Here is a 13,775-nt window from a genome sequence, read left to right as displayed (position 1 = left end):
CCCAGCACGGCCTCGCCTCGCTCGACTTCCTCGAAAAGCTCTTGGCTGGGCAGGCCGTAGCTGATGTCGATGCCGCGCTTCTCCTTGCAGGCAGGGCAGACGAACATCCTAACGGTCACGCAGCGAGCGCCCGGTAGACCGACGCACGCCCGATCTTGAGGCGCTTGGCGATCTCAGTGGCACCCAGCCCCTGCTGGCGAAGCTCTTGCACAGCATCAGGCGAGATCGTCACCGGACGGCCCTTGTAGACGCCCTTGAGCTTGGCAGCGTCGATGCCGCGCCGCTGGCGGGCCTTGATGAAGTGCTTCTCCATCATCCCCACCATGCCGAAGATGGTTAGCATGACCTCGGCCATCATGTCGGTGCCGTCGAGCACGATGTTGGGGTCATTGATCCGCAGCACCGCCTTCTTCTCAATGACGCGCTTGCCGATGGTCAGCAGGTCGGCGGTATCTCGCGCCAGTCTGTCTGGGTGAAGCGAAAGAAGTTCGTCGCCGGGTTCGAGCAGCCGGATTGCCGCCTCAAGCTGGTCGCGACCGTCGAGGGACGACCCGTTGCCGATGTCGGTGAACACCACCACCGCGCCGAGCTTTTCCAGCATGGCCTTCTGGCTGGCGACATCCTGCCCCTGATCTGAACTGATTCTCGCGTAGCCCAGCGTCTTGCCCATGGCGGCCCTCATCGTCTCGTATGGCTTTAAGACCGACTCGCTCCAGCCGTCTCTGAAGTCAAACGCCACCCGGTTGGGACGCGGATGATGTCTCACCGACTGTGCCAGATAGGGTTGCCCTATCGAGGCGGGGAGCGTGCCGACAACGCACTCATTTTGCTTCAGAAAATCGCAATCCCATGAAAGCCTCGATCTTCATTTCAACGGGAGGCAGCATGGCGCGAACGACGATCAGGGATCAGCGCGGCTTTATCATCGGGCATATTGAGGACATGACGCAGGGGCGGCAGCGGGCGTTCGACTTCGCCGGCAGCATCCTTGGCACCTACGACCCCACCACCGGCAAGACGGTCGATGACACCTTCCGCATCGTCGGCACCGGCAACCAGTTGATGGGGCTCATCGAACGGGCGGGGTGAGCGTGCTATGGACTCCAACATGGATATCGCAGACATCGTGGCCTTTTGGCGAGGCCAGCAGAAGGCTGATGCTCACGGGCGGTGGACGCATCAGATTGATCAAGATGTGCTCGGCACTGGTCCCCACAGCTTCAATCTCGACCATCCCGTGAGCCCCTACATCGGGGATGTGCTGATCGCGCCGGTTATCATCCTTAACGCGAATGCTGGCTACAACCCGGTCCAAACGCCGACCGAATTTCCAGATGCCCCTTCGGTGAGCGCCTACACCGCTCGGGTCGATGATCCGTCAGGCTCGGACTGGTCATTCGTTTCGCGTTATTACAACGATACGAACTACGGCCATCTTGTCGCGTCGGGGAAGGTCGTTGTCGTCAATGCCTGCGCCTACCGCAGTCCGAGAATCAGCGACAAAAACGAGGCTGATAACCGCGCAATGATAAAGCGCCTGCCTTCATCAATAATGATGCGGCGATGGCTGCTCGAAGCCATCCTCCCTATCGCGGCTAAGGGCCACCGCCTCATCATTAATAATCGAGGACAGCACTGGCGGCTCGGGCATGCCGCCCCCGCGCCGGGTATTGTGCGAGACCCGTGCCCTGCCAGTCCACGCATCACGAGCACCGCACTCAGCGCAATGAACGACTTCCTCGGCAACCGAGCCTGACCCTCGTGCTCGATCGTCTCGTTGATCGAGCACGGCGAGGATCAGATCGATAATCGACACAGCACCTTGTCCATCGCGCTGACGCGTAAGCAAGAGATGATGCGGAGTTTGTCGCACCGCGCGATGGGGAGCCAGACCATAAAAGTGTGGTGCTCTCCCACAGTGAGGATATGGACCGGCGTCGTTGAATAGTCTCCGTGCCAGCCGGGAAAGAAGGCTGCGAAGGCGAAATTTTGTCCTGCTGCTTCCAGCAAGGCTTGTCGCTCGTCGATCTGGCTGACGCCGCATTGCGCGCCGTTGAGGATGAAGTGCGGGCCACGCTGCTCAGCGTCCAGCATGAGTTCAAGCAGGCCGTAAAATTCTGGGAGGGCGGTCCATCGAAGCATGCCGATATTTAGGACCGCCCAGCCAAGGGCTTTTCGCGCTTAAACCGATTTCACCACGGCGGTGAGATATCCGTGGCAGGCGACCGGCTCACGACGGAGTAGCCGTGCGCCCTCGCCCACGCAGCGACTTCTTCAGGCGACCATTGGCGCACCGGACCATGGCGACGAACTTGCGGCGACTTCTGCCGCCGTCTGACCCTTTCGGCGAGTTGCCGAGCCTTGAGTTTGTTGTCGCGCTTCTCTGCCACAGTAAGGAGGGGGCGTCGGCGTTTCCGGTTCTTATGAGCGGACCAGTCGAGGCGCTTACCCATGACCGATTGCCTTTTGAGAATGTAATAACATTGATGAGTGATTCCTGATAATGTTGCCTCATCTTTCTATTTTAATCAGCATGAGGCCCGCATTATATTTCTCTGTAAAAGATATATTGCGGAATTCTCGCAGGCCATGTTAAATATAGGGAAATCGGGAACTACCAACCCGCGAGTAGGCAGGCGAGAACCAAGCCTGAAATAACCTACGGTAGCCACACTTCTCCGGCTGACGAGGCCGAGTTACTTGAGCCTACCCCGGACGACTGACGGGATGGTGCCCCCGCAAGGGGCGGGCGGACAGAAGCTGCCCAAGAACGGATCGAGGCGAGCCTATCAGTATGGCTTTGACCCCCGGACGGTGCGCTCAGGCACGCTAAACGACTTGACCGGGGACGCTGAGAACTTGCGTAGCCCCGGACCCCTTACCGCAATGGTTGATGTTGATGCGGTGAGGGCACCGTTCTTAACCACGAAGAACCGGGGTGCGGCCACCAGATGCGCCGAGCGACACTGCCGAGGAGTGGTTGGGATAACACGGCCTATGTTCGATCAGGAGAACCAAGGGACAGCTTCACAGCAGGCCGCAACATCAAGCTACTTCACCAGTGAATGAGATTATCTCCCCCCGCTATAAGCGCCCTCCGGGCGCAGGCACACGGGGGGGGATTAAGCTATTGCTTTCCAATGAATGAGTGAGAAAAATATTCATGACTTCAATGACTTCATGTCCATTCATTTCGCAAGGCCAATGAGCGAAGCGCCGCTGAGCGAATGCCAGCCGCAGCCGGCGAACCCCTGTTCGCCTCCCTAAATACATGGACAACAGGGAGATGAGTATGGCTTGGCGGCATTATGAGGTTAGACATACCGGTCAGGTCGTTCTCATCGACCAAACGGGCGGGCAGATTACCGCTGAATACGAGTCTGGTCTCGTCGCTACCGGCAAAACGAGGGTGTTCGCGGGCTACTTCGTGCGCCTGACGCTACCGAGTGAAACCGTATTCCTCGGGGAGGATGAGCACGCCCTGCGTTCCGCGCTGCTGCGTCTCGCGTCAAACATGTCCGCCGTGAAGTTGGCCCCTCAGTGCGCTGGTCTTGATCCTCGCTGGCGCGAAAGCGGCTTGTCGGAAAACTCCGGATTTGGATATTTCGTTTTCTACCCGGACCCGGTTCACATGATGGACCCGATGCCCTCCCCACTTGAAGCCGATGACGCCGGAACTGACGCGAAAATCCGGGAAGCCGTGCGGGGTATGCGGATTGGCCTGACGCCCCGCCCGCGTTAAGTGCTCGACATCCAGATCGATGGAAAGCTATCGCGACAAAAATGTCAGGATAGTTTTCCATGGATATCGGATTAGCGATTCGGCGGACCCGAAAATCTGTCGGCCTTACACAGGATAAGGTCGCCACCCTTGCCGGGGTGAGCCGACAGGCAGTCGTCCTGCTCGAACAGGGCGGGGGACTTATGAGCACGCTCGCCAAGGTTGGCCCCCAAATCGGATTCAGGATTATCGGGCTCGCCAATGGCGACAACCCAGCCGCGCAAGTTCAAGCCGCGCGTCGCCGGCGCAAAATGACGCAACAGGACGCAGCCTTTCGCGCTGGGGTATCGGTGCCGACCATGCGAGCGGTCGAGCGCGGCACGGCATCAATGGCGGCACTGACTTCGGTGCTGACAGTTCTCTCGCCGAAGGCGAGAGAGGCTATACCCGCGCAAGCACACTGGCAGGTGAAGCGCGATGTGCGGTTCACACCCCCAGAGGTGGTGGAATGGGTGCTCGCTTCATTCGGCCCGATCGCCCTCGATCCTGCTGGCGACCCGCGATGTTTCGTCCCCGCCGAGCGCGTGCTGACACAGGCGGACGACGGGCTGGCAACGCTTTGGAGCGGTCGAATGGCATTCGTGAACCCGCCATTCTCTGACCTCACGCGCTGGATTGGCCGGTGCTGCGACGCATGGGACAGGCAGGAAGTCGAGATGATCGTCGGCTTGTTCCCTGCTCGAACCGAGACCACAACCTTCCGCGAGCGCGTGTTCGGCATAGCCGATGTCCTGCTGATGCCCCGCCGTCTGTCATTCTACGACGAGCATCGGACCAAGATGGCCCCGGCTCCGTTCGCCTTGATGGTCTGCGTCTGGGGTGCCGAACGGGACCGCGTGCTCGACTTCGCTGCTCGGACTGGCGCGCTTGTGCTCTGGGCCACGGACGGTGCGAAAACGAAGGTTGGTGGGCTCGACTGCGGCATGGAGCCGCTCTGCGCAGCTTGATCGAGCGGCATTTTTAGCGGCTCACTCCAAGTCGCTGTCCTCCGCAGCAATTTCTCGATAGCACCATAGGCGCGACTGCGATCGTCGGGGCGAATACGCAAAGTTGTTTGAGGGGGAGTGCGCTTGCCGACTGACATCCATAGCAAGCTCTACGCTCACGAACTGCGTCGCCGGCATGCGTCGGGCGACGCCGAAAAGCTCGCAGGCACATTGCTCGATGCGCAGGTGGACCTCAATCCACACCAGATCACGGCGGCCCTGTTTGCGTTCAACTCGCCCCTATCGAAAGGGGCGATCCTCGCCGACGAGGTTGGTCTGGGTAAAACCATTGAGGCTGGGCTTTTGCTCTCGCAGCGGTGGAGCGAGGGCGCGCGGCGCATTCTGGTCATCACACCCGCCAATCTGCGGAAGCAATGGGCGCAGGAGATGGCCGAAAAGTTTTTCCTACCAACCTCGATTTTGGAGGCCGGCAGCTACAAGCGCTTGGCCGCAGACGGGGTTCGTCCTTTCACTCAGAACGCGATTATCGTCTGCTCATACCCGTTCGCAGCGCGATACGAAGAAGAGATCATGACTACCCGCTGGGACTTGGCGGTGATCGACGAAGCCCACCGCCTGCGGAATGTCTACAAAAACTCGAACAAGACCGGGAAGGCGCTCAAGGGCGCGCTGGCGAATGTGCCCAAGGTGCTGCTCACCGCCACGCCGCTACAAAACTCACTGATGGAACTCTACGGTCTTGTCAGCATCATCGACGAATATGCCTTCGGGGATGCCAAGAGCTTCCGCGCGCAATATGCCCAACGCGGCGACGCCAACTTCGAGAAACTGAAAGAGCGGCTCGCCCCGCTGTGCCATCGCACCCTGCGGCGGCAGGTGACGGAGTATGTCTCCTACACCAACCGGGTGCCACTGACCGAGGAGTTCACGCCCACCGATGCCGAGCGTCAACTTTACGAGGATGTCTCGACATACCTCCAACGCGATGAATTAGAGGCGCTGCCGTCGAGCCAGCGAACACTGATGACGCTGGTGATGCGCAAACTGCTCGCGTCCTCGACCTTCGCAATCGCCGGTATGCTGGGAAATCTGGCGTCCAAGCTTGAGCGACAACTCAAGACCGATCGATTCGTGCGCAAGGCGATCTTCGACGCCGAGGCGGACGACGACATCGATGGCTTCCGCGAGACCCGTGAGGAGTGGGGCGACGAGACGATCGATGATGATGCAGACTTCGCGCCTGAGCTTCTCACCGCAGACCAGCGTGAGGCCATAGCCTCCGAGATCAAGGAGCTTCGGGCGTTCGCCGACGAGGCAACGGCGATCACCCATAACGCCAAGGGTGAGGCCCTCCTCAAGGCGCTGCGTGCGGGGTTCGGAAAGGCCATCCACCTCGGCGCTGCGCGCAAGGCGATCATCTTCACCGAAAGCCGCCGAACGCAGGACTACCTCGTCCGCCTGCTCTCCGCGAATGGCTATGGCGAAAAGCTGGTCTTGTTCAACGGCTCCAACACCGACGACCAGTCCAAGGCGATCTACGACGCATGGGTCGATAAGCATCGAGGCACCGATCGGGTGACCGGCTCCCGATCAGCGGATATCCGCGCAGCCTTGGTCGAGCACTTCCGCGATACCGCCGAGATCATGATCGCGACCGAGGCGGCGGCAGAGGGCATCAACCTTCAATTCTGCTCGATGGTCGTGAACTACGATCTGCCGTGGAACCCTCAGCGGATCGAGCAGCGGATCGGACGCTGCCATCGCTATGGGCAGAAGCACGATGTCGTCGTCGTTAACTTCCTCAACCGTGAGAATGCCGCCGACCAGCGCGTCTACGAACTGCTGAACGAGAAGTTTCAGCTTTTCGAAGGCGTGTTCGGCGCATCGGACGAGGTGCTCGGCGCGATCGGCTCAGGCGTCGATTTCGAGAAGCGCATCGCAGAAATCTATCAGAATTGCCGCACGGCGGAGGACATCGAGGAAAGCTTCAAGGCCCTGCGCGCCGAGATGGAGCAGGAGATCGACGCCACGATGCAGGACACGCGGCGCACCCTGCTCGAACATTTCGATGCCGAGGTGCATGACCGCCTCAAGATCAATCTCGATCGCAGCAAGGAGTATATGAACCGCTATGAGCGCAAGCTCTGGACGGTCACGAAATATGAGCTTGGCCGCGATGCCACCTTCGATGACGATCACCTGACCTTCACGCTCAAGAAGCCGATCGGCCCCTCGCAGCCCGGTGGGTTCTTCCTTGGCAAGGCAGGGCTGGACGGCCACCGCTATCGGCTCGGTCACCCCCTCGCGCAGCATCTGCTCGACGAGGCTGTGAGCCGGAATCTGCCGCGCAGGCATCTGGTATTCGATTATACGGGATGGGAAGCCAGTGCGGCGGCGCTCAAACCCTTCATTGGCGCGAGCGGCACGATGTCTGCCCGGTTGCTCTCCGTCACGGGCATCGACGCGCAGGACCACATCGTGCTGGCCGCAATCTCCGACGACGGGCAAACGCTCGATCCCGCCGCAGCGATGCGGCTGTTCGAATTGCCGGTGAGCCTCGGCAAGCCCAGCAACGATCCGGTAAACCTGAGCGAAGCACTGGACGCCCAGTTTTCCGCGATCCTTGCGAAGCTCGATGCGCAGCGTGCCGACTGGCTACAGGCCGAGATGGACAAGCTGGACGACTGGGCGGACGACAAGCGCACCGGCCTGAAGGCGGACCTCAAGAAGTATGACGACGAACTGGCCGACCTGAAAAAGCGGGTTCGACTGTCCGGGTCGTTGCAGGAGAAGCTCTCCCTTCAGCGCGCCAAGCAGCAATGTGAGAAGAAGCGAGATGAGGCTTGGCGTGCCTACGATGGTGAGGCCAAAGAAATTGAGGAGCGAAAAGAGCGCCTGCTTGACCGGGTGGCCGAGCAACTCACACAAGATACCGAAACTAATGACCTTTTCACGATAACTTTTGAGATCGTATGACCGACGCCACCAACGAACAGCCCAATCCTTTTGATCTCAACTCTGATGATGTTGCCGCGCGGAAGCGCGCCGACCTCAAGCGGCTGTTCCCCGAGGTGTTCAACGAGGACAAGATCGACCTCGACCAGCTTCGTCGGGTTATGGGCGACTGGGTGGATGAGAGCACCGAGCGCTTTGGCCTGACATGGCCCGGTAAGGCTGCCTGCATGAAGGTGATCCAAGCTCCGGCCACTGGGGCACTGCGCCCGGATCGCGAAGAAAGCGTAAACTTCGACGAGAGCGAAAATGTCTTCATTGAAGGTGACAATCTCGAAGTGCTCAAGCTTCTACAGAAGGCGTATTTCGGCAGGATCAAAATGATCTACATCGACCCCCCATACAATACGGGGAACGAGTTCATTTACCCGGATAACTATGCCGAGAGTTTAGACACCTATCTGGCCTACACCGGACAGTCGGACGACGACGGACGCAAATTTTCTACCAACTCCGAGGGGGCGGGCCGCTTCCATAGCCGATGGCTAAACATGATGCTGCCTCGGCTGTATATGGCAAAGAACTTGTTGCGAGAAGATGGAGCCATCTTTGTCAGCATCAATGATGCAGAGGCGGCAAATCTCAAGACCGTTCTGGATACCGTATTTGGGCAAGAGAACTTTATCTCGCAGATGGTGTGGCAGCGCTCGAAGAAGGGCGATTCCAAGCAGATTGCCAACATTCACGAATACATTTTTTGCTATACGAAAAACTCTCCGGAGAGCATTAAGAGCAGGGTCTGGCGCAAGCCCAAGGAGGGCGCTGACGCCGTCTTGGAGCACTATCAGAAGTTGCGTGAGAAGCTGGGTGATGACCACGCCGAAATTCGCAGCCAGATGATGGAATGGTATCGCGGCCTGTCGAGCGACGATCCTCGAAAAGCTCACAAGCACTATAACTGGTCCGACGACCGTGGGCTGTATTTCGCTGCCGATTTCGCTGGTCCAGATGATGGCCGCAAGAGCCGCCCGAGGCACGACATCTTTCACCCCTTGACAGGCAAATCCTGCAAGAAGCCTTCTACGGGCTGGCGCTGGGATGAGGACAAAACGAACTGGGCGCTGAGCCAGACGCCCCCGCGCATCCACTTCGGCGATGATGAAAATACGATCCCGAACCGAAAAAGCTATTTAAAGGAGATCGCCACCGAGCCCTCGTCATCGGTTTTCTATGCCGATGGGAGGTCTGCGACCTTGGAGGTCGAAAGGCTTGTCGGAGAGGGAGTATTTCCGTTCCCCAAAAACAAGGAGATCATTGCCGATCTCATCGAACTTATCTGCGACGATGGGGATGTCGTTTTGGACTTCTTCGCGGGCTCAGCCACGACCGGGCATTCCTGCTACTATCTGGCCGAGGCAGGACGAAAGAATGTGAACTTCATTCTGGCTCAACTCCCCGAGGCCACTGACGAAGAGAGCAAAGCAAGAGAACTCGGCTATAAAGACATCGCAAGCGTCGGTCGCGAGCGACTGAGAAAGGTCAGCGGCGAAGGAAACACAGGCTTCCGTTCCTTCAAATTGAGCCGATCTGCCTTCATGCGCTGGGATGCCTCCTCCGACATGGGGCAGCATGACCTGCTGGCCGAGATCGAAATGCACGCTTCAAATGTGCAGAAAGATGCCAGCGATAGCGACATGTTGTTCGAGCTTCTGTTGAAAGACGGGTTCGAGCTTACCACTAAAGTCGATGTGACCCCTGTTGCTGGTGGGAGGGTCTACAGTGTGGCCGATGGAGCCCTGCTAATCTGCCTTGAGCCTAATCTCACGAAAGAGATCATCGACGCTCTCGCTGACCTTGCCGAAACGAACAACGCCGCGCGTGTCGTCTGCCTCGACGCGGGTTTTCAAGGGAACGACCAACTCAAGGCCAATGCGGTCCAGACCTTCAAATCCCGCCTCGGCCATGGCGAGGACGGCAGCATGTTCCGCACGGTTTAAAGGGGATACGGCTGATGAAGCTCAAGTTCGACCCCTCGCTGGATTACCAGCGCACCGCCGTGTCTGCGGTTGCTGACCTCTTTGAGGGGCAGGCGACCGGCACCGTAGAGACGGAGACCGGGGCAGCGATCACCGATGGCCTGATCCAGACCGAGCATGGGCTGGGGAATGCCATCACCCTGTCGAATGAGCAGGTTTTTGCGAACCTGCGGGCCGTGCAGGACGAGAATGAGGTTTCCTCCAAGCGGAACATCGATGCGCTCGACTTTGCGGTCGAGATGGAGACGGGCACGGGCAAAACCTATGTCTATCTGCGTAGCGCCTTCGAACTCGCGTCGCGCTATGGCTTCCGCAAATTCATCATCGTCGTCCCATCGGTCGCGATCCGTGAAGGCGTGCTGAAAAGCCTCGAGGTCATGGGTGACCACTTTCGTGGCCTCTATGGTGCGATGCCGTTCAACTTCTCCGTTTATGATTCTAAGCACTCTTCGCGCGTGCGCCAGTTCGCGGGCGGGCAGCATTTGCAGTTCTTGGTGATGAACATCCAAGCCTTCATCAACGATGCGGGCGATGGTGAGACGAGCGGCAACATCATTTACCGCGACAGCGACAAGATGGGCGGACGCCCCATCGACTTCCTGTCGCAGACGAGCCCGATCGTCATCATCGACGAGCCGCAGCGCATGGATACCGGCAACGCAGCAGCGGCGATCCAGCGCCTCAACCCCGCAGCGATCTTCCGCTACTCAGCCACCCATAAGGACACGCGCAACCTGCTGTTCCGGCTTGGCCCGGTCGAGGCGTTCGAGCGCCAATTGGTGAAGCGGATCGAAGTGGACAGCGTGTCCGCCGATGACCGTTCATCCGACGCCTATATCAAGTTCCTCAAAGCCGATCATACGAAGTCGCCGATCTCCGCCCAGATCGAGATTTTCAAGATGCAGGCGGGTGGGCCGAAGCGCGCCAAGGTGACGGTGAAGAAGGGCGATACCCTCTTTCAGAAGTCCAAGGAACATCAGAGCTACACCGACCTGATGATCTCGAACATCGACGCCACCCCCGGCGCGGAGGCGCTGCACTTCCAGAACGGCCTCAAGCTATCGCTCAACGAAGAGATGGGGGGCGCGGCGGAGGATGTCACCAAGCTGATGATCGAGCGGGCGGTCGAGCATCACCTGCGCAAAGAGCGGGAGATGAAGGGGCGCGGGATCAAGGTTCTGACCCTATTCTTCCTCGACCGTGTAGCCGACTACCGCATTTACGGCGACAATGGCACCAGCCTCGGCCCGGTCGGCAAATGGTTCGAGGAAGCCTACACCGAACTCGCCGAGAAGCATTACAAGGACATCGCAACCTATCCCGCCGAGGCCGTGCATGACGGCTATTTCTCGAAGGACGGCAAGGGGAAGGCCAAAGACACCACCGGCAAGACCAAGGCCGATGAGGATACCTATCACCTCATCATGACCGACAAGGAGCGGCTGCTCGATCCCAAGACGCCACTCCGGTTCATCTTCAGCCACTCGGCGCTCGCGGAGGGCTGGGACAACCCGAATGTTTTCCAAATTTGCGTGCTGCAAGCGGTGGGCAGCACCATGCGCCGCCGCCAGCAGATCGGTCGCGGCCTGCGCCTCCCCGTCAACACGGACGGCGAGCGGGTGAAGGATCAGTCGATCAACCGCTTGGTGGTGATCTCGAACGAGGACTACCAGTCCTTCGCCAAGACCCTCCAATCGGAATATGAGGGTGAGAGCGGCGTGAAGTTCGGCGAAGTCGCCCGTGACGCCTTCGCCAAGATGGTCCGCAAGGTCGGTGACGAGGAAGACGCTCTCGGTGTCGATGGCTCCAACGCCGTCTGGGAGGTTCTGCGCAAGCAGGGCTATCTCGACAGCAAGGGTGTGGTGGATACCGACGCTTTCCGGCCTGACGACCTCACCTTCGTGTTCGAGCTTCCCGGCTATGACGATATCGCCAAGCCGGTGAAGGACGAACTGAGCCGCTATCTGATCTCCCGCCATGTTCGACCGACGCGCGACAAGCGGACGCTGAGCTTCCGTAAGCAGGTTCACATGGGGCCGGAGTTCAAGGCCCTGTGGGATCGGATCAGCCAGAAGACGCGCTACCGGGTCGAGTTCTCGACCGATGACCTTATCGCCAAGGCGGTCGAACGGATCAAAGGAATGGAGCGCATCAGTCCACTGGTCATCTCATCTGAGAAGGTGGCGATGTCGATCGAGCATTCCGGCGTGGCGGCGAGCGCCGTGCTGGACCGCAAAGTAAGCACATCGCGCCGCACCGGGAAGCTGCCCGACATCCTCGGCCAGCTCCAGCGCGAAACCGAGCTTACCCGCAGCACGCTGGCAGAAATCCTGAAGCAGTGCGGTAAGTTGGACGAGTTCATTGGGAACCCGCAGACCTTCATCCTGCACTCCGCCCGCGAGATACAGGGTGCCCTGCACGACATCATGATCGACGGGATCAAATATGAGAAAATCGACGGGGCGCATTACGAAATGGCCCGGTTCGAGCAGGAGGCCGAGAAGGGCATCACCCGCTACCTCAACCGCCTGTATGAAGTGAAGAACAAGGACCGGACGCTCTACGACTTCGTTGAGTATGACAGTGAGGTCGAACGCGATTTCGCCGCCGCGCTCGATGTGAACGAGCATGTGAAGTTCTTCTGCAAGCTCCCCTCGTGGTTCATAGTGGACACGCCCGTTGGCCCCTATAATCCTGACTGGGCCTTCGTCACCCAGCGGCACGAGCGGCTGTTCTTCGTCCGGGAAACCAAGAGCACGCTGGAGAGAGGGAAGCGCCGCCAGCAGGAAAATCAGAAGACCGATTGCGGAAAGAAGCACTTCAACACGCTGGGCGAGGACTACGCTGTGGTCACCGCGCTAGCCGAAGTCGATTTTTGAATGACCGGCTCATGTTCTCGTGGGGAAACTTCGAGCAGGCCATCACCTGAACGCTGCCGCAGCCGTCTAACGAGCGTCGGATCGAGGATCACCCGACCTTGGCATGCCTCGGTAAGGAATCCCAATTGCACGGGACTCGGGCCATTTGAGAGAACGGGGAGATCAAAGAGCCTGCGCTCAGAGCTTTCCAAAAGCTATCGCGATTCCAGCCGTCTGAAAGCCCTGATTTTCCGTTGATCCGGGATGCTCGTTTTCTCAATTTCGGAAATCAGTTGATATCGGTGCGGGCGACGGTGATGATGTCGCCGGGAGGCAGCGCAATGAGCAAAGGCGATGGCGGTGGAGTGTCGATTAGGTTCGGCTTCCATGGCTTGCCCGTTAGCGGCGAGAAGCGTCCCAAGCTCACCCAAGCCATCGAGATCGATTGCCACCTCAACAAGAAGCGGGCTCGGGACGAGGCAAGGGGCAAGGTCGAGAAGCACAAGAAGCGGGCGGGACCGTCCACCGCAGAGAAGAAAGCCGACAAAAAGGGCCGGCAGAGTTATCGCGAAGCATCGAAGGAGGTGGTCGTCGTTGAGCGTGTCGGCGGTGAGATCAACTCGGTGCGGACGATCAAGCGGTCGTAAGCTTGCCAATCTGCACACCTCGAGCGTAGCTTTCGAGCATGAAGGAGGTATCGCCGATGGGACTGTTCGACAGCAACGGCAACGACCGCACGAAGGGTGGCCCGAAGGTCAAGACTGGACCCAATGCAGGGCTGACGCGGGCGAAGAACGATGATGGCCGCTGGCGCGGGAAGCGAGACGACGCGGGCAAGCCCCGCAAGTGACGCGCCGCCACATCATCTGATACGAAGGTCGCGGATAGGCTGGTGAGGCTGCTGCCCTTGTGGAGGGGGCTGCGCTAGAGACCGCCAGCCTATCCGCTTCCTCAACCGTTGGACTGGTGAAGCTCGACTGCTTTGCGCCTCGTTGAATCGCGGCTCAATGCACAAACTGGGCAACCGCCGACAACCACCCCGGCTCACCCCGCCCGTTCGATGAGCCCCATCAACTGGTTGCCGGTGCCGACGATGCGGAAGGTGCCCTGCCTGCAAGGAGAAGCGCGGCATCGACATCAGCTACGGCCTGCCCAGCCAAGAGCTTTTCGAGGAAGTCGAGCGAGGCGAGGCCGTGCTGGG

The 13,775-nt window shown here is 59.3% G+C and carries 11 protein-coding genes; 9 read left to right on the top strand and 2 right to left on the bottom strand.

What is annotated here, in order from left to right; genetic code table 11:
• Positions 1 to 115 precede the first annotated feature (115 nt).
• Positions 116 to 670 carry a recombinase family protein gene (locus ASG67_RS06805; protein ID WP_056527459.1) on the bottom strand — a complete coding sequence of 185 codons (555 nt, stop codon included), beginning with the start codon at positions 668 to 670 and terminating at the stop codon, positions 116 to 118.
• 215 nt (positions 671 to 885) lie between these two features.
• Between ASG67_RS06805 and ASG67_RS06800 the strand changes: the two genes are divergently transcribed.
• Both ASG67_RS06800 and ASG67_RS06795 read left to right on the top strand, forming a co-directional pair.
• Positions 886 to 1,089 carry a hypothetical protein gene (locus ASG67_RS06800; RefSeq protein ID WP_056527456.1) on the top strand — a complete coding sequence of 68 codons (204 nt, stop codon included), beginning with the start codon at positions 886 to 888 and terminating at the stop codon, positions 1,087 to 1,089.
• A gap of 19 nt (positions 1,090 to 1,108) precedes the next feature.
• On the top strand, positions 1,109 to 1,756 hold the full coding sequence (locus ASG67_RS06795; protein ID WP_156460698.1) for a hypothetical protein: 648 nt from the start codon (positions 1,109 to 1,111) through the stop codon (positions 1,754 to 1,756).
• Positions 1,757 to 1,797: 41 nt separating this feature from the next.
• Here the strand turns inward: ASG67_RS06795 and ASG67_RS06790 are convergent, their stop codons facing one another.
• On the bottom strand, positions 1,798 to 2,142 hold the full coding sequence (locus tag ASG67_RS06790; protein ID WP_056527450.1) for a hypothetical protein: 345 nt from the start codon (positions 2,140 to 2,142) through the stop codon (positions 1,798 to 1,800).
• Between the two features lie 1,150 nt (positions 2,143 to 3,292).
• On the opposite strand from ASG67_RS06790, the gene ASG67_RS06785 reads away from it, so the two are divergent.
• From ASG67_RS06785 to ASG67_RS19185, 7 genes are all read left to right on the top strand, one after another.
• Positions 3,293 to 3,742 (top strand): hypothetical protein, encoded by a 450-nt coding sequence (locus ASG67_RS06785; protein WP_156460697.1) that lies wholly within the window; start codon positions 3,293 to 3,295, stop codon positions 3,740 to 3,742.
• A 182-nt stretch (positions 3,743 to 3,924) separates the two neighbouring features.
• A complete protein-coding gene (locus tag ASG67_RS06780; protein ID WP_162244335.1) occupies positions 3,925 to 4,728 on the top strand; it encodes a DNA N-6-adenine-methyltransferase in 804 nt (267 codons plus the stop codon).
• A 117-nt stretch (positions 4,729 to 4,845) separates the two neighbouring features.
• Positions 4,846 to 7,704: an SNF2-related protein gene (locus ASG67_RS06775; protein ID WP_414887459.1), complete on the top strand. Its 2,859-nt coding sequence runs from the start codon at positions 4,846 to 4,848 to the stop codon at positions 7,702 to 7,704.
• Entirely contained in the window at positions 7,701 to 9,677 is a 1,977-nt protein-coding gene (locus tag ASG67_RS06770) for a site-specific DNA-methyltransferase (RefSeq protein WP_056527441.1), read from the top strand. The genes ASG67_RS06775 and ASG67_RS06770 overlap by 4 nt, the downstream gene beginning before the upstream one ends.
• A gap of 14 nt (positions 9,678 to 9,691) precedes the next feature.
• On the top strand, positions 9,692 to 12,595 hold the full coding sequence (locus tag ASG67_RS06765; protein ID WP_056527438.1) for a DEAD/DEAH box helicase family protein: 2,904 nt from the start codon (positions 9,692 to 9,694) through the stop codon (positions 12,593 to 12,595).
• A gap of 320 nt (positions 12,596 to 12,915) precedes the next feature.
• Positions 12,916 to 13,221: a hypothetical protein gene (locus tag ASG67_RS06760; RefSeq protein WP_156460696.1), complete on the top strand. Its 306-nt coding sequence runs from the start codon at positions 12,916 to 12,918 to the stop codon at positions 13,219 to 13,221.
• 56 nt (positions 13,222 to 13,277) lie between these two features.
• Positions 13,278 to 13,424: a hypothetical protein gene (locus ASG67_RS19185; RefSeq protein ID WP_200940744.1), complete on the top strand. Its 147-nt coding sequence runs from the start codon at positions 13,278 to 13,280 to the stop codon at positions 13,422 to 13,424.
• Positions 13,425 to 13,775: the final 351 nt, after the last annotated feature.

Source organism: Sphingomonas sp. Leaf339 (genome assembly GCF_001426195.1).
In the GTDB taxonomy this organism is placed as follows: domain Bacteria; phylum Pseudomonadota; class Alphaproteobacteria; order Sphingomonadales; family Sphingomonadaceae; genus Sphingomonas.
This window is presented reverse-complemented; position numbering and strand designations above follow the sequence as displayed.

Coding starts and splice junctions, on each gene's coding strand:
- ASG67_RS06805 (WP_056527459.1), bottom strand. CDS start 670: ATGGGCAAGACGCTGGGCTACGCGAGAATCAGTTCAGATCAGGGGCAG.
- ASG67_RS06800 (WP_056527456.1), top strand. CDS start 886: ATGGCGCGAACGACGATCAGGGATCAGCGCGGCTTTATCATCGGGCAT.
- ASG67_RS06795 (WP_156460698.1), top strand. CDS start 1,109: ATGGATATCGCAGACATCGTGGCCTTTTGGCGAGGCCAGCAGAAGGCT.
- ASG67_RS06790 (WP_056527450.1), bottom strand. CDS start 2,142: ATGCTTCGATGGACCGCCCTCCCAGAATTTTACGGCCTGCTTGAACTC.
- ASG67_RS06785 (WP_156460697.1), top strand. CDS start 3,293: ATGGCTTGGCGGCATTATGAGGTTAGACATACCGGTCAGGTCGTTCTC.
- ASG67_RS06780 (WP_162244335.1), top strand. CDS start 3,925: ATGAGCACGCTCGCCAAGGTTGGCCCCCAAATCGGATTCAGGATTATC.
- ASG67_RS06770 (WP_056527441.1), top strand. CDS start 7,701: ATGACCGACGCCACCAACGAACAGCCCAATCCTTTTGATCTCAACTCT.
- ASG67_RS06765 (WP_056527438.1), top strand. CDS start 9,692: ATGAAGCTCAAGTTCGACCCCTCGCTGGATTACCAGCGCACCGCCGTG.
- ASG67_RS06760 (WP_156460696.1), top strand. CDS start 12,916: ATGAGCAAAGGCGATGGCGGTGGAGTGTCGATTAGGTTCGGCTTCCAT.
- ASG67_RS19185 (WP_200940744.1), top strand. CDS start 13,278: ATGGGACTGTTCGACAGCAACGGCAACGACCGCACGAAGGGTGGCCCG.